This window comes from Flagellimonas sp. B-3 (genome assembly GCF_056857835.1).
The window spans coordinates 1,118,142-1,135,062 of sequence record NZ_JBSXNW010000024.1; the positions used below are offsets into that span (position 1 = coordinate 1,118,142).

Annotated in this window: 12 protein-coding genes; 4 read left to right on the forward strand and 8 right to left on the reverse strand. The window is 41.4% G+C overall.

The window, feature by feature from the left end; all coding sequences use genetic code 11:
- Positions 1-12: 12 nt before the first annotated feature.
- The gene (locus AC13CS_RS17555) at positions 13-1,326 is read right to left on the reverse strand and encodes a hydroxymethylglutaryl-CoA reductase, degradative (protein WP_293165413.1); all 1,314 of its coding nucleotides are present in this window, start codon (positions 1,324-1,326) and stop codon (positions 13-15) included.
- A 349-nt stretch (positions 1,327-1,675) separates the two neighbouring features.
- Here AC13CS_RS17555 and AC13CS_RS17560 point away from each other — a divergent pair, with 349 nt between their 5' ends.
- Positions 1,676-3,835, forward strand: coding sequence for a S9 family peptidase (locus AC13CS_RS17560; RefSeq protein ID WP_482889042.1), 2,160 nt, complete (start codon positions 1,676-1,678; stop codon positions 3,833-3,835).
- Between the two features lie 24 nt (positions 3,836-3,859).
- Complete coding sequence (locus AC13CS_RS17565; RefSeq protein WP_482889043.1) at positions 3,860-5,395, forward strand: peptide MFS transporter; 1,536 nt, start codon at positions 3,860-3,862, stop codon at positions 5,393-5,395.
- A gap of 8 nt (positions 5,396-5,403) precedes the next feature.
- Here AC13CS_RS17565 and AC13CS_RS17570 read toward each other — a convergent pair whose 3' ends face one another.
- The 5 genes from AC13CS_RS17570 to surE all read right to left on the reverse strand — a co-directional run bounded on the left by AC13CS_RS17570 (position 5,404) and on the right by surE (position 10,272).
- Positions 5,404-7,401, reverse strand: coding sequence for a ComEC/Rec2 family competence protein (locus tag AC13CS_RS17570; protein WP_482889045.1), 1,998 nt, complete (start codon positions 7,399-7,401; stop codon positions 5,404-5,406).
- A gap of 19 nt (positions 7,402-7,420) precedes the next feature.
- Positions 7,421-7,978 carry a C40 family peptidase gene (locus tag AC13CS_RS17575; RefSeq protein ID WP_482889046.1) on the reverse strand — a complete coding sequence of 186 codons (558 nt, stop codon included), beginning with the start codon at positions 7,976-7,978 and terminating at the stop codon, positions 7,421-7,423.
- Positions 7,979-8,011: 33 nt separating this feature from the next.
- A complete protein-coding gene (gene lpxB / locus AC13CS_RS17580) occupies positions 8,012-9,124 on the reverse strand; it encodes a lipid-A-disaccharide synthase (RefSeq protein WP_482889047.1) in 1,113 nt (370 codons plus the stop codon).
- Positions 9,125-9,215: 91 nt separating this feature from the next.
- Entirely contained in the window at positions 9,216-9,503 is a 288-nt protein-coding gene (locus tag AC13CS_RS17585; RefSeq protein WP_293165401.1) for a hypothetical protein, read from the reverse strand.
- Positions 9,493-10,272: a 5'/3'-nucleotidase SurE gene (gene surE / locus AC13CS_RS17590; protein WP_293165399.1), complete on the reverse strand. Its 780-nt coding sequence runs from the start codon at positions 10,270-10,272 to the stop codon at positions 9,493-9,495. Before surE ends, AC13CS_RS17585 begins: the two co-directional genes overlap by 11 nt.
- A gap of 201 nt (positions 10,273-10,473) precedes the next feature.
- Here surE and AC13CS_RS17595 point away from each other — a divergent pair, with 201 nt between their 5' ends.
- Both AC13CS_RS17595 and AC13CS_RS17600 read left to right on the forward strand, forming a co-directional pair.
- Entirely contained in the window at positions 10,474-12,645 is a 2,172-nt protein-coding gene (locus tag AC13CS_RS17595) for a carboxy terminal-processing peptidase (protein WP_293165397.1), read from the forward strand.
- 308 nt (positions 12,646-12,953) lie between these two features.
- A complete protein-coding gene (locus tag AC13CS_RS17600) occupies positions 12,954-13,751 on the forward strand; it encodes a DNA/RNA non-specific endonuclease (RefSeq protein WP_293165395.1) in 798 nt (265 codons plus the stop codon).
- Here the strand turns inward: AC13CS_RS17600 and rodA are convergent.
- Both rodA and AC13CS_RS17610 read right to left on the reverse strand, forming a co-directional pair.
- Positions 13,748-15,031, reverse strand: a complete 1,284-nt coding sequence (gene rodA, locus AC13CS_RS17605; protein ID WP_293165393.1) for a rod shape-determining protein RodA — start codon at positions 15,029-15,031, stop codon at positions 13,748-13,750. The genes AC13CS_RS17600 and rodA overlap by 4 nt on opposite strands.
- On the reverse strand, positions 15,021-16,889 hold the full coding sequence (locus tag AC13CS_RS17610) for a penicillin-binding transpeptidase domain-containing protein (RefSeq protein ID WP_293165391.1): 1,869 nt from the start codon (positions 16,887-16,889) through the stop codon (positions 15,021-15,023). Before AC13CS_RS17610 ends, rodA begins: the two co-directional genes overlap by 11 nt.
- Positions 16,890-16,921: the final 32 nt, after the last annotated feature.

Here is a 16,921-nt window from a genome sequence, read left to right on the forward strand (position 1 = left end):
AAAAGGGCATGGTTATTTTTTAATCTTTTCAAAGGCTTCCTTTACCGAGGCATTCGTTACCGTACGACTTTTGAAATATTCCACAAGTTGTTTTTTTTCATTTTCGGTGGCGCCCATCTGGTTGAGCATGTTGAGCAAATGCATTTTCATGTGCCCTTTTTGGATACCTGTGGTAACCAAGCTACGGACAGCGGCAAAATTCTGGGCCAATCCGGCTACGGCCACGATCTGCATCAATTCTTTTGCGGTAGGATTTTGAAGAATTTCCAATGCAAGCTTTACCAAAGGATGCAAAGTGGTCAGACCCCCTACTGTTCCAAGGGCCAAAGGAACCTCGATCCAAAACTTGAAAATACCATCTTCAATTTTGGCGTGCGTTAAGCTGGAATACTGTCCATCTTTAGCGGCATAGGCGTGCACGCCTGCCTCAACCGCCCTAAAATCGTTCCCGGTGGCCAAGACCACGGCATCAATTCCGTTCATAATGCCTTTATTGTGCGTTACGGCCCTGTACGGCTCCGCCTTGGCAATGTTTACGGCCCGTACAAATTTTTCAGCAAATTGCTCAGCGGGCATATCACTATTGCCCAAATCAGAGATTGGACAACTTACTTCTGCCTTTACCAGACAATGAGGTACGTAATTGGATAAAATGCTCATTACCACCTCAATGTTCTTTTCTTCCTCGGTAAAAGCTTCAAAAGAAATGGCTTGTTCCTTAAGGGTTTTGGCAAATTGCTCCAAACACGAATTGATGAAGTTGGCCCCCATGGCATCCAAAGTCTCAAACGTGCAATGGAGCTGGTGGTACCCTTCCATTTTATTGCTCAAATCCCTTAACTCAATATTGTTGATGCCTCCCCCGCGTTTTTCCATACTTTGGGTGATGGAGGAAACACTTTTAAGAAGCTCGGGCTTTACCCAATTGAAAAATTTGGATAGTTTTTTGGTGTCACCTTTATATATAAAGTGTACTTGCCCCACTTTTTCCGTTCCAAGGATTTCCGTTTTAAAACCTCCGCGTTCCAACCAAAACTTGGCGGCCTTACTGGCTGCGGCAACTACTGAACTTTCCTCAATAGCCATGGGAATGGCCAAATAATTTCCATTGATCAAAAAATTGGGAGCAATAGCAAAAGGCAAATAGTAATTGGAAATGGTGTTTTCTATAAATTCATCGTGCAATTTTTGCACTTTCGGGTCACCGTTCCAATATTGTTCCAACAATTGTCGAGTATTTTCTGGGTCTTTGGTACAATTGTGGGCAATCCAATCAATCTTTTCGGCTTTGGATAGTTTGGAAAATCCTTCAACGGGCGTGTTCATAAAGCTGGCTTAAAGCTTTCAAATATACGGATATTGACCTTTTGGACGAGCCTTGCATCTATTTTGAAACCGAAGCGGTGTTCCAAAGGTTAAAATTTGTTGCAAACGCAACATCAAAATTTATTTTTCCGATAAATATTAGTAAACTTGGGGGTTTTTAATCAAATGTGCCGATTGGAAAAAGCATTTCTAACGGTACATTTTGAATAAATAATGTCATGTCGAGCGCAGTCGAGACATTTTTGTTGAACCTTTAGACAAAGCTTGTCTTGAGCAAAGATGAAAGGCTCAAGATGACAAAAACGCTTTTTTGACATTTAAGAGAATATTTAATCAATTTTTTTACTTCATGAACAAACAGTCTTTTCTATTCCTATTACTTCTGGGAGTTTTGACTTTTACCACGGCACAAAAGAAAAAAATAACCCTTGAAGAGATTTGGGGAGGGGAATTCAGGACGGAACACATGGACGTCCTTCGGTCCATGGACAATGGAACACAGTACACCATTTTAAACACCGAACAATCACCGCGCTCCAGTAGTTTGGAAAAATACGATTACGAAACTTTGCAAAATGTGGAGACCATTGTGGCCTCTTCCGATGCCGTTCCATACTTTTCATCCTACACCTTTAGCGATGATGAATCCAAAGTACTCTTGGCCACAGAAGTGGAACCTATTTTTAGGCGTTCCCGCTTGGGCATCTATTATGTGTACGACATTGCCTCAAAAGACTTAACAAAAATCTCCGAGACCAAAATCCAAGAACCTACGCTTTCTCCAGATGGCAGCAAAGTGGCTTATGTTTTTGACAACAACATTTATGTTTTGGATATGGAGTCCAGAACTACCAAACAAGTTACCACTGATGGTAGCAAAGGAACCATAATCAACGGGGTGACGGATTGGGTGTACGAGGAAGAATTTGCCTTTGTTCGCGCTTTTGAGTGGAACAGTAACGGAACCAAAATTGCATTCCTCCGGTTTGATGAGACCGAAGTTCCACATTTTTCGATGGATGTTTACGGAAAAGAGCTATACCCTTACCAACATGAATTTAAATACCCCAAAGCAGGGGAGAAGAATTCCATAGTTACGTTGCATTTGTACGATGTGGCTTCAGGCAATATTTCGGATGTTGATTTGAATAATCCATACTACATTCCAAGAATCAAATGGATGCACAATCCAAACGATTTGAGCGTTCAAACTTTGAATAGGCACCAGAACGATTTGAAACTCTATGCTGTAAATGCAGAAGATAATTCAGTATCCATTTTATTGAAAGAAACGGATGAAGCCTACGTGGATATTGATGACGACCTAACTTTTTTGGATGATGACAGTTTTATCTGGACAAGCGAGACAGACGGTTTCAATCACCTCTATCTATACGGAAGGGATGGCAAGTTAAAAAATCAAATAACCGAAGGCCCATGGGAAGTGACCCGCTACTATGGTTATGATGAAAAGCATGACCGTATTTTTTACCAGTCCGTAGAAAATGGTTCCATTAACAGAGGTGTTTACAGTATTTCCACCAAAGGAAAACGCAAAAAGGAATTGTCTACCGAAGAGGGAACCAATTCAGCAGCATTCAGCAGTGATTTTACCTACTACATCAACACTTTTTCGAGTGCAACTACACCATACAAGTTCACATTGCACAAAGCATCCGATGGTAAATTGCTGAAAGAGATCAAGGACAATTCAGCTTTGCTGAACAAATTGGAAGGGTATGAGGTTGCCCCCAAAGAGTTTTCCACCATAAACATAAACGGGTACGACCTAAATATGTATATGATCAAACCTGTGGATTTTGACCCCAATAAAAAATATCCGTTGTTCATGTTCCAATATAGCGGCCCGGGATCACAACAAGTTTCCAATTCTTGGATGGGGAGCAACGATTACTGGCACCAACTTTTAGCATCTCAAGGCTATATTGTGGCCTGTGTAGATGGAAGGGGAACAGGTTTAAAGGGGCGCGATTTTAAAAAATTGACCCAAAAAAAGTTGGGAAAATATGAGGTGGAGGACCAGATTGCCGCAGCCCAAAAATTGAGCGAACGCTCTTATATTGATGAAAACAGAACAGGAATATGGGGATGGAGCTACGGTGGTTTTATGTCCACCAACTGTTTGCTAAAAGGCAACGACACCTTTGAAATGGCCATTGCCGTGGCACCCGTGACCTCTTGGCGTTTTTATGACACCATTTACACCGAACGTTACATGCAGACGCCACAAGAAAATCCAACGGGTTATGATGATAACTCACCGTTCAACTACCCAGAATTGTTGAAAGGCAACTATTTATTGGTGCATGGCTCGGGAGACGACAATGTGCATGTGCAGAACACCATGCGGATGATCGAAGCATTGGTGCAGGCCAACAAACAGTTCGATTGGGCCATTTACCCCGATAAAAACCACGGTATTTATGGTGGCAATACCCGATTGCACCTGTATACCAAAATGACCAGCTTCGTTAAGGAAAATCTATAGAATTTTAACCAATACAGACCTGTTATGACAGAAGTATCCAAACCAGAAAGCGAAAAACAAATATTTGGGCATCCAAGGGGATTGTTCTACCTCTTTTTTGCAGAGTTATGGGAGCGTTTCAGTTTTTATGGAATGCGAGCTTTGCTCACCCTTTACATGGTAGATGTGATTTTCGCAGCTTTAATGGAAAGGGATTACGCCACAGCGGCAGTGTATTCATCATACGGTTCTTTGGTTTACGCTTCAACAGTAATCGGGGGTCGTATTTCCGATAGTATTCTTGGGATGCGAAAATCTATTTTTTTGGGAGGTATCTTAATGTCCTTGGGACATTTTGTGCTGGCCATCGAAAACAACATCACTTTTTTTCTGGCACTTTCGCTCATTATAGCCGGTAACGGATTCTTCAAACCAAACATATCAACATTTGTAGGTTCGCTGTATAAAGATGGAGACCCCAAAAAGGATTCTGGGTTTACCATTTTTTATATGGGAATCAATATTGGGGGCTGGGTAGCACCATTACTTTGCGGTTATTTGGCGGCAAAATATGGATGGCACTACGGTTTTGGACTTGCAGGAATTGGGATGCTTACAGGTTTGATCGTTTTTTGGAGCGGAATCAAAAAAGGGGTTTTTGGAGATAAAGGACTTCCACCAGCAAATGGAAACATTGAAAAAAAGATTTTCGGTCTAAAACAAGGAGTATTGGTGCCGGTTTTGGCTTTTGCCTCGGTTCCAGTGATAGCCTATTTATTGTCGGCTTACAAAGCATTGGGTGCAGAAGGAACTTTTTTTGACGATCAGAACATCGTCAATGTGATTTTCAAATTGATAGGATTATCCATATTGGTATACTTGGGTTACATTATGTACAAAGCCACCGTTGATGAACGTAAAAAACTATTTGTCGCCGTACTGATTACCTTTTTTATGACCATCTTTTGGGGCTTTCATGAGCTTTCGGGCAGTGTAATCACACTCTTTGCCGCCCGAAATGTGGATTTGGAGGGAATCATGTCCGCTTCCCAGACCAATTCATTGAACTCCATGTGGATCATTATTTTGGCCATCCCAATTTCTTTAATGTGGCAATGGCTCTCCAAAAAGAAACTCAACCCAAGAACGCCTTACAAGTTCGGAATGGGGCTTTTGTTGGCCGGAGTTAGCTTTTATGCCTTGGCCGTAAGTGGGGCAAGTGCCAACGAAAACGGTTTTGTTCCCTTCACGTACTTGTTGTTGATGTACTTCTTGTTATCCGTTGGGGAATTGTTCATGTCTCCTGTTGGACTGTCCAAAATTACGGACCTATCCCCTAAACGCATCGTAGCATTTATGATGGGAGTGTGGTTTTTATCATCTGCATTTGCATTTCAGGTAGTTGGCTTTATCGGTAAACAATTGGCCATAGAAAGTACAGATGCCGATATAAGCGGCTTTGAAACTCTTAATGTATACACAGATGGTTTTATGCTCATAGCCGAATATGCTTTGGGAGCTGGTGTTTTAGTGATTTTAGCTTCACCATTGATCAAAAGGTTGATGGGCAAAGTACATTAAAAACAGATTTAAAACTTAAAAACATAAAATCCCTTTTCGCCAGTATAGTGGAAAGGGATTTCTTTTTGTGCACAGCTTAGTTTCCATTTATTGATCAAGCTAGGGTAATTACTCCCGTCCGCAAATATTGTTTTGGGTCGGATGGAATCCAGAAACCGGTCTAGATTGATTTTTGGGGATTGGGTGAGCAGCACATAATCTGGTTGCTTTTCCAAAGGAAGAATACCCAAACTGTCCACAACGAATAATTTTTTATCACCAAGACGATAGCTGTTTTTTAATTTTGATGTATCTATATTTTGAATTCGTTCCGCTACCGAATAATTGTCTGCAATGTTTCCAATGTTGGAACTATCAGAAGTGATAATGGAAAGGGAATTTCCCCATTGATGCAACAGAACCGTATTTCGAGACCGATGCGTCAATATAACCACCTCTTTTTTATGCAATTGGGTTTGATTCCAAATATTCCAACTTTGCAAGATGATAACTCCACCAAATAAAACTAAAGCCACCCTCCATTTGGGTCTGGATAAAAACACCACCAAAACAATGATGATGAGGTAACCCAAGATCAATTGAATCGAATCAAAAGGAATATTTTTTATAATAAAACCTTCTTGATGGGCAACCCAGCCAATAATGGAATTCATCATTTTAATGACCCCATTGAAACTATCGACCAAAAATGCAGGCAAAAGATCCATCAAAGCCAGTGCAATGACTAAAATTCCTAGACCCAAAATCAAACCTAAAAAAGGAACAATGAGCAGGTTGGAAATAAAAAACAAGGCGGGAAACTGGTGAAAATAGAACAAACTAATCGGTAAAACCCCTAATTGTGCCGCAACGCTCACGGACAGCAACTGCCATGTTTTACGGATAATCAAATTATCTGGAAACCAAAACCTTTGCAACTTGGGGTAAATCCAAACAATGGCAAACACCGCAGCGTAACTCATTTGGAACCCCACTTGGAACAAAAACAAGGGCTTTGCCAATAATATAAACAACATGGAAAGCGCAATAATGTTGAATGAATTGGTAGGTCGGTTGAGGTAAAGCGCGTAGGCTACAAAAGAAAACATGGTAACGGCACGCACAATGGATGGCGAAAGTCCCGCCACAAATGCATAACCCCAAAGTAGGAGGACAACCAATAGGAGTTTAAGGGTTTTACCTTTAGGTAAACGTTCCAACGGGACTAAAATAAATTCCAGCAGCAAAAGGATAATGCCCACATGAAGTCCAGAAACAGCCAGTATATGAACGGCACCCGCGTTTTTATAATTGTTATAGGTGCTCTCTGAAATGTCGTCGCGTTTTCCCAAAAGCAATGCTTGGATTACGCCCAATTCTTCTTCTCCGAAGTTTTCCTTTTTCAATTTGGAAACGATGGATTCTCTAAAGTTTGAAGCAAGGCCAAACAAAGTTTTAGAAGCATTCTCTTTTTTTATAATGGAAGGGAAATCGGTTCTTATTTGGTGTTGAATCCCCTGTTTTTGCAGATAACTTTTATAATCAAATTGGTGTGGATTTAAAGGGGGCCGAATACTATCGGGTTTTGCATAGACCACAAGTTCATCATCAACCTGTAATTCTTTTAAAGTGGAATCCACCGAGAGACTGAAAAGCAGTTTTCCGGATGCTACGTCACCATTCAAAGCAATAATTTGGGCAATATATGGGTGGGAGTAGGCATTTGGTTTGAGTACCTCTCTCACTTTGAGGTGCCAGACCTTTTCCTGGTTGAGGTTTTGTTTAGGGTAGTGTTGAGACATTCCTCTGTTCATGGAAATGCCCACAGCAAAAACACCCAAGCATATCGTAATGAACGAAGTCAACACCTCAAAATACGGGAACCCTTCTCTTTGTTGTTTTTTGCCCACCCAGTAAAGAACTGGCAGCAAAACAAACATTGAAACAAGGGGCAAAAGTGGCGCTACATCAAAATAAAAACCGACGATAATGCCCAAAACAACCCACAATGTGAGTTTTATGGACACAAAATTAAGTTGACGCACCTTACAGGATGCGCATGGCCTTTACAAAAGCGCTGTTCCAGTATCCTTCCCGTAACGAGGATACCAGCACGCCGCGTGAGGTTGTGGCGTGAATAAATTTAATGTCGTCTCCATCCACATCGACCACCAATCCTACGTGGTTGATGCGCCTGCCCGTTTTGCTGGTCTTAAAAAATAGCAAGTCTCCTTTCTCCACATCGTTAACCCTGATCTTGTTACCTTCCAAGGCCATTTGGTATGAAGTTCTGGGGAACATAATGTCGTTTTCCTTTAAGGAAACATAGACCAGTCCAGAGCAATCCATGCCCCTTTTGGTGGTCCCGCCATATTTGTAACGGGTTCCGGAAAAAGTCAATGCGGTGGAAATAATTTCGTTTGCCTTAGCATTTTTACGCCCCTCTTTTTTACGTACCCTTTCGGGTTCTTTTTTTGGGGAAGTGTCTTCGGTGGACCCCTCTACCGTAACGGTTCGGGTCTTGCTGTAGGTGCGTCGTTTTTTACCTGGACCGCAAGCGAAAATGGTAAAAAGCAACAGTAAGATTATGGTTTTTCGTAACATCCAAGAATAGATTTACATTCTTGGAAGATAAAACTACGCATTTTTCACAATTAATTTGGCCGCCATTTGACTGGCGCCTTTTCCTCCCAACTTTTCTTTCAACAACTTATAATCGGACAATATACGTTCCCGCTCGGCTCCTTCTACGATTTTGGAAAGTTCTATTTTAAGATTTTTTGTTGATAAATCATTCTGAATAAGCTCTTTAACAACTTCTCGTTTCATGATTAAGTTCACCAAGGAAATGTAATCCAACGTAATGATGCGCTTCGCGATTTGATAGGAAATCCAATTCCCTTTATAGCATACCACTTGAGGGATGCCAAAAAGAGCCGTTTCCAAAGTGGCAGTTCCACTGGTAACCAGAGCGGCGTGTGAATGCTTCAAGAGCGTATAGGTTTTGTTGGAAACGTATTCCACTTTGTCACCTTTGAGAAATGGGGTGTAAAACTCATCGGGAAGACTTGGAGCTCCTGCAATGACGAATTGGTAATCGGGAAAATCCTTTTTTACGGAAAGCATTACCTCCAACATCTTTTGAACTTCTTGTTTTCGGCTACCGGGCAATAAGGCGATGATGGGTTTGTCAGGATGTAGGCCGTTTTCTTTTCGAAACGTTTCATTATCCTGAAGCGGGGTGTTTTCAATGGCATCAATAAGGGGGTGCCCCACAAACTGTACTGGATAACCGTGTTTTTTTTCGTAAAAATCTTTTTCAAAAGGCAGGATTACGTACATATGGTCAATATCCCGCTTAATCTTTTTGATTCTGCCCTCTCTTGATGCCCAAATTTGAGGTGAAATGTAATAATTGGTCTTAAAGCCGTGTTCTTTGGCCCATTTTGCAATCCTAAGATTAAAACCGGAGAAATCAATAAAAATAATCTGGTCTGGATTGAACTTTTGAATATCTTCTTTACAATATGAAATGTTTTTGAAGATGGTGGGAATGTTCATCAGCACCTCCAAAAAACCCATAAAGGCCATGTCCTTGTAATGTTTTGCCAATTCTCCGCCAGCTTGTTGCATCAAATCACCGCCCCAACAACGAATCGCTGCCGAGGTATCCTCTTTTTTAAGGGCCTTGATCAAATTGGAACCATGCAGGTCCCCCGATGCTTCACCAGCTATGATGTAATATTTCATTGACAAGTATCAAGTTCAAGTATCAAGTTCAAGTTCAAAAGTTTTCAGTGAAACCGTTTAATCTTGAACTAGCTCTTGTGTTCTTCGCTTTTTACGACATCACTTTGTACAACAATATAACCAATGCCGTTACCAAAGTGGCCAACATAACTCCCTTGGCCCGTTGATCTCTTTTGATTCGTAAAAATCCAAAAAACGCCACTAAGTTCAAGATGGCGCCCAATGCCAATAAGCTGCCAATATGGCCTTGCTCTATGGCGGCATTAAAGGTCTCCACAATGCCCAAATCGGAAAACATGAGAATGTAGAGCAAAGTTCCAAAGGTATTTGCAATAATTCCTACGATAAATCCTATGATGATTTCTTTCTTATTGTTCATTTAAGTTCCAGTTGTTTATTTGTGGTATGGCGTGGTGTGCCGTAAGGTCGAACTGGGTAGGCACTACCGAAATGTAGCCTTGTGCCAAGGCCCATTCGTCCGTATCCTCGCCTTTGTCCAAAAGTTCAAATTCTCCCGTTAACCAATAATAATCCTTTCCAGAAGGACTAGTTCTTTTGTCAAATTCCTCTTTCCAATTTCCCCTTGCTTGCCTGCATATCCGTATTCCTTTGGGTACTGTTTCCGTTTTCGGGATGTTTACATTCAACACAGTTCCCTTTGGAATTCCATTGGTCAAAGCTTCGGAAACAATTTTTTTGATGGAACCCAACGCAGGCTCAAAATTGGCATCCCAAGCATAGTCGCACAACGAAAATCCAATGGCAGGGATACCTTCGATACCGGCCTCAATGGCTGCGCTCATGGTTCCTGAGTAAATCACATTGATAGACGAATTGGACCCGTGGTTGATGCCGCTTACACAAATGTCGGGTTTTCTGTCCAAAATTACCCGAAGTGCCAATTTTACACAATCGGCAGGGGTTCCACTGCAACTGTACTCGCTTGGTGCACCTTCTTTATGGTCAACGACCACCTTTTTGGAAAACAGAGTGCTGTCCACCGTAATGGCGTGCCCCATACCACTTTGCGGGCTGTCGGGAGCCACTACCACAACATCACCAAGTTCTTTCATGGTGCGGATTAACGCCCTAAGTCCTGGAGCTGTGATTCCATCATCGTTGGTAACCAGAATAAGCGGTTTTTCCATCTTGGATAATTTAAGCCATAAAAATACGTTTTTCATAAGGATATGAAGCCTTGGGCGTTTAACAAAAAATTAAATGCGGTGGAAAGGACTGGCACGGTTTTTTCTGTATCTTAGAGAATTCATACAAGTAGAAACGATGGGTGATGTAATGAAGATTTGACAGTATGAGGTCAGATTATTTCGCTCTAGAAAAATCACATTATGAAAAAGAACTTTATTTTGGCACTTTTGGTTATTCTTGTTGCAGTTGCCTCCTGCAGTTTTACCAATAAGTCTTTTGATAACGACGACAAGGATAAATTTTTATTGGAACTGATTTCCTACGTTTTGGAAAAAGGGCATTATGAACCCAAAGAAGTCAACGATAGCTTCAGCTCCAATGTTTTTGATGATTTTATTGACATCATCGACCCTACCAAAAGATACTTTCTAAAAAGTGACATCAGGGAATTTGAAAAATACAGGTTTATGATCGATGATGAGATCAGAAATACCGACATCGAATTTTTCAATACCGTATACCAGCGTTTAATGGTGCGAATGGAGGAAGCCAAGGATATTTATAAAGAAGTGCTTGCTACCCCTTTTGACTATACACTTGATGAATCCATTGAAATCGATTATGACGAACAAGATTTTGCGGCCAACAAAAAAGAACTTAAGGAACGTTGGAGAAAACAGCTAAAGTACAATACCCTAAACGTTTTTGACAATAAGGTAGACAATATGATCTCTGATGCAAATCAGGAAGCAGCTTCGAATACCGATCAGATATTGGCTTTTAATGATATTCCTAGTACTGTTGATAAGGTCACTACAGAGGAAGAAGCAAGGGAAGTAACCAAAAACACCTTGGACGAGTTTTTCGACTTTGTGGGTGATTTGGAACGCAAAGATTGGTTTGTACAATACTTGAACACCATTGTAGAGGAGTTTGATCCCCACACTTTTTACTTTGCTCCAGAAGAAAAGGAAAAATTTGACATTGGTATGTCCGGTAAGTTTGAAGGTATCGGAGCCCGATTGCAGAAAAAGCCTGAAGGAGCCAAAATCGTGGAAATTATTTCCGGTGGCCCCGTTTGGAGAGATCAGTCGCTGGAAGTTGGAGATCAAATACTCAAAGTAGGGCAAGAGGGTGAGGAACCCATCAATATTGTGGGCATGCGATTGGAAGATGCCATTAAATTGATTAAGGGCCCAGAGGGAACCGTGGTTGATTTGACAGTAAGAAAAGTAGACGGAACCATTGAAACGGTTTCCATAACTAGAGATGTTGTGGAATTGGAAGAATCCTACGCTAAATCAGCAACTATTGATGCTGGTGAACAAAAGTATGGATTGATCAATCTTCCAAAATTCTATGTGGATTTTGAAGATTACTCCGAAAGAAACGCAGCAACCGATGTGGCCAAGGAATTGGAACGTTTAAAAGAAGCAGGCGCAGAAGGAATTATTTTGGATTTGCGCGACAACGGTGGAGGATCTTTAAAAACGGTTGTCGAAATGGCAGGATTGTTCATTAAGGATGGACCTATCGTTCAGGTTCGTTCCTCTGGCCAACGCAAAGAAGTTCACGAGGACAAGGATGAGCGTATCCAGTGGGATGGACCATTGGTTATCTTGGTGAACGAACTATCCGCCTCCGCCTCGGAAATATTGGCCGCTGCCATGCAAGATTACAAAAGAGCGGTAATCATTGGAAGCAAACAAACTTTCGGAAAGGGAACCGTTCAAAATGTAATTCCTTTGGACAATATTGTAAGGGGCAACGAACATGGAGATTTGGGTGCCATTAAATTGACAACCCAAAAATTCTACCGAATCAACGGTGGGTCTACCCAGTTGGAAGGTGTAAAGAGCGATATTGTGGTTCCGGACCGGTACAGTTATATAGATCTTGGAGAACGCGACCAGCAAAACCCGCTTGGTTGGGATAAAATTACCCCTGCGGATTACGAAGTTTGGGATGGCTATATTGATTTTGATGAAGCCGTAAAAAACAGTAAAGAGCGTATGGCGAAAAATGAGCAGATCAAGCTTATTGAGGAAAATGCGAAATGGTTGAAAGAGCAGCAAGATGAAAACACCATTTCCCTTAAATACGATGCTTATGTAAGCAAAGAACAAGAAGCCAAAAAGCGTTCGGAAAAGTTCAAGAGCCTGAGGGATTACGATTCCAAACTGTCTTTTAGTTCCTTGCAATACGAGAAGGAACTATTTACCCAAGATTCTGTTCTCAGGGAAAAAAGAGATAGATGGCATAAAGACCTAGCACGAGACATTTATGTTGAAGAAGCTGTAAATGTGCTAAAGGACCTTCACAAGAACAATATCAAAAGAGAAGAAAATAAATTGGCTAGCGTAAAAGGATAGTCGTTTATAAAAATAGTATTAAAAGCCAACTCTTATGGGTTGGTTTTTTTATGCAACGTTATGAACTCCAGACGAGTTCTATCAGTACAATAGTTGACTAACTAAAAATCCATAGGTTTTGAAAAACAATGAAATTGCAAACCGTTATTGGGTTATTAAGCTACTCAGTTGTTTAGACGTTTTAATAACTCAATAATCCATAATTTAATAACTCTTAAGACGATGAGATTTGTAGAAACTCAAAGTCTTGCACTAAAAAGTGCATACTTGCCTGCCGCAGGCGGGGTTTCAACTAACGATTGTGACCAATGAAGAACAGAACAATTTATGCCCTGCTCATAACACTATGTGTTATTGGCTTTTGGTTGTTTGAAAATTTCTATACCCCGGCAACCTATTCCAATCCAAATGGTACAAAGGGAGACTTGGTGCAAACCGATTTTTTGCCCAGTTCCACAACAGGTGAAGTAGTGGAACATACCTACTATACACTTTCTTATAGTGAAACCCACGAACAAGCAGAGTGGGTGGCATACACCCTTAAAAGGGAGCATCTTACCTATGATGATAGGGAACGCCCCTATTTTATTGAAGACCCAATGGTGAAAACAAAATCGGCAGATTGGCGGAATTACAGAGGTTCTGGGTACAATAGGGGGCATTTGCTTCCTGCTGGTGACCGACGGTTTTCTGAACAAGCGTACAACGAAACTTTTTATACAAGTAACATAAGTCCGCAGGATAAACACTTCAATGCCGGAATTTGGAACCGATTGGAGCAGAAAGTCCGTTATTGGTGCAAAAAATATGGTGATTTAATAGTGATAACCGGAGGGGTGTTGGAAAATGATTTAGAAGAGATTGGAATCGAGGATGTAGATGTGCCGCGCACTTTTTACAAGATTGTGTTGAAAGGTAATGGTGAAGGAGCGCAAGTACTGGCCTTTTTGATGCCAGCAGAAGAAAGTCAAGAACCACTTCAAAATTTTGTGGTGCCCATTGATGAAATCGAGGAGAAAACAGGTATTGATTTTTTTCAAAACCAACCTGAAAATTGGCAATCAGCAATAGAAGCTCGGGTTGATACCCAAGATTGGAAATTTTAAATACCGTCCTTCAAGCGGTTGGAATCCAGTTTTAGGAAGATGAACAATAACATCGTAAAGAAAATCAAACCAGAGCCACCGTAGCTAAAAAAGGGCAATGGAACCCCGATAGTGGGTAACAGCCCGATTACCATTCCAATATTTATAAAGTAGTGGAACACCAAAATGGAAATCACCCCATAACCATACATTCGGCTAAAGTCACTCTTTTGCCGCTCCGCAATATAAATCAACCGTAAAAAGAATAATGAAAACAATAGAATTACGGCAGAAGTGCCTAAAAACCCCCATTCTTCGCCCACCGAGCTAAATATATAATCCGTATGCTGCTCGGGCACAAAATCCCCTTTGGTCCGTGTACCCTCCATAAATCCTTTTCCGGTAAAACCGCCCGATTCGATAGCTTTTTCGGATTGATAGGTGTTGTAGCCAATGGTCTTTCGGATTTCATCAAGCTTTTCTTCGTCCTTTTCCAAACTCAACCATAATGAAAAACGATCTCTGTGACGTTGTTCAAATACATTTTCAAATACAAAATTTACAGATAGGGAAAAGAGTATCGAAACAACAATCACCCCTACAACGGGGAGTATAGGAATTTTTACGGATGCCTTTTTGAATGTGTAGATCAATAGGGTTAAAATGATCAACCCTATGGTGACCCAAACAGTTCCGAACATTAAAGTTGTAGCAAATAAAACGACCGCAAAAATGAGGATGCCCAAGTAATAGATGGGAAACCCTTCTCTAAATAGCACAAAAAAGAGAGAAAAGTAAATAAGTGAGCTTCCTGGATCGGGCTGTGGCAATATCAATAACGCGGGCAATAAGATGATGATCAAGGCATAAATTTGATGCTTTCTTGTCCGAATATCCGTTTGGATGTCGCTTAAAAACTTGGCCAGTGCCAAGGAGGTTGCCACTTTCGCCAACTCCGAAGGTTGAAGGTTAAAAAAACCAAGGTCGTACCAAGAAGTTGCCCCAGCTATGGTTTTTCCAAAAACAAACAAGCCCAAAAGCAAAACAATCGAAACAATATAGAAGATTGAAGCAAAGCGTTCAAAAAACTGTGATTCTACAAAGAGCACGAAGATGATGCCCAAAGCGGCAAGGCCTATAAAAAATAGCTGTTTGCCGTATAAAGTGGAAAAATCAAAAATGGAGGTACTGGCTTCGCCCACCGATGTGGAGTAAATATTGATCCAACCAATAAATACCAAAAGTGCGTAGAGGATTACGGTAATCCAATCCAATCTGCCAAAAGGCCCCCTACCACTCATATTCGTTTATTTCAAAAGGTTCTCCACTATATGGTTTGGCATACTCGTGTTCCAATGTTTTTTCCAGCATGCGCTTTTCCAAATCTTTTCGGGTAATCTCCCCTTTAATGTATTTTTCTATCAAAAGCGAGGCAATGTGACCCGCATAGCGTGATCCGTAATACCCATTTTCAATATAGACCGCCAATGCGATCTGGGGGTTTTCAATAGGGGCAAAGGCGACAAAAACGGAATGGTCGGTCAATTGCATTCGCTCTCCATCAATACGGATATAATTTTCCACAGTACCTGTTTTTCCAGCTATCTCAATACCTGGAATTTGGACCCACCTTGCTGTTCCATAATTATACACATTGGCCATGCCCTCAATTACAGGTTCAAAATGTTTTCTGTCTATGGTGGTGTATCGGGGCTCGGTGTATTTGGGGTCAATCTTACCATTATCCCCAACGTTCTTAATTATGTGTGGCGTGTAAAAATATCCACGATTGGCAATGGCAGCGGTCATATTGGCCAATTGTAGAGGAGTGGCCGCAATTTCCCCTTGACCAATGGAATTGGATATGATCGTGGATGCCGCCCACCGGCCATCCCCATACCACTTATCATAATAGGCCACATCTGGAATTCTTCCCGGGGCTCCAGTAGGGAGGTCGGTACCCAAGAAATCACCAAGACCAAAACTTTTCATGTGCTTTTCCCACATATCCATGCCTTCGTCGGTAGTCTCGTATTTGTCGAATATTTTTCGGAAGACTCCGGCAAAATAGGCGTTGCACGATTGGTAAATACCTGAATTTAAATCTCGAATACCACCACCACAATGGCATCCCCTGAGCGTATTGCCTACGTAGAACCCGTGATAGCACCTAAATTTGGTGTTGGTATCTATTACGCCTTCTTGTAAGCCCACTAAGGCATTAAGTGTTTTAAAAGGTGATCCAGGGGAAGGCTGTGCTAAAATAGAACGGTCCCAAGTAGGTTTGGATATGGTATCGTAATGTAGTTTGCTATAATTTTTGGAGCGTTCCCTGCCTACCAAAAGGGCGGGGTCGTAGGTCGGGCCCGAAATCATGGCCAATATTTCTCCTGATTTGGGTTCAATGGCCACAATGCCCCCACGTTTGCCGTGCATCAATTTTTCCCCATACTCCTGCAGAGTCTTGTCCAAGGTAATGTGAATCTCTTTGCCTTGTTTGGGAAGGGTGTCCAATTTTCCGTCTTTGTAAGGCCCAATATCCCTGTTAAAACGGTCTTTCTGAATATGCTTGACACCTTTTCGGCCTCTCAATATTTCTTCATATTGCTTTTCAATACCTGTACGTCCTTTTAATTCTCCGGCAACATAATACGGATTGTTTTTTAGGTCCCATTCGTTTACCTCACTGATGTAGCCCAGTACATTGGCCGCACTTTTGGTATTGTAATAGCGCAACGACCTCTTTTGAATATAAAAACCGGTGAAGTGCCGCATTTTTTCCTGAAGCTTGGCATAATCCTCTTTGGAGAGTTGGGGCACCAAAACAGAGGGTAGCCGAGGAGAATAAATTCTCGCTTTTTCCATTTTGGAAAGGAATTCAAGTTTATCAATACCCAAAAGACTGCAAAATTCCAGAGTGTCCAAAGGTTTTACTTCCCTTGGGATGACCATAACGTCGTATGCAGGCTGATTGCCTACCAATAGTTTGCCGTCCCTGTCGTAAATGTAGCCTCTTTCAGGATAGTCGTAGACTTTTTTTATGGCGGGATCATCCAAAATTTGATCGGGCGAAAACCGAAACAATTGCAGATAGGATAACCTGCCAATAAAGGTGAATCCTATAAGTACAATAATGGATGACAGCAATAATTTCTTCATGACCAACCTAAATTCTAGGGCTTCTTATATAC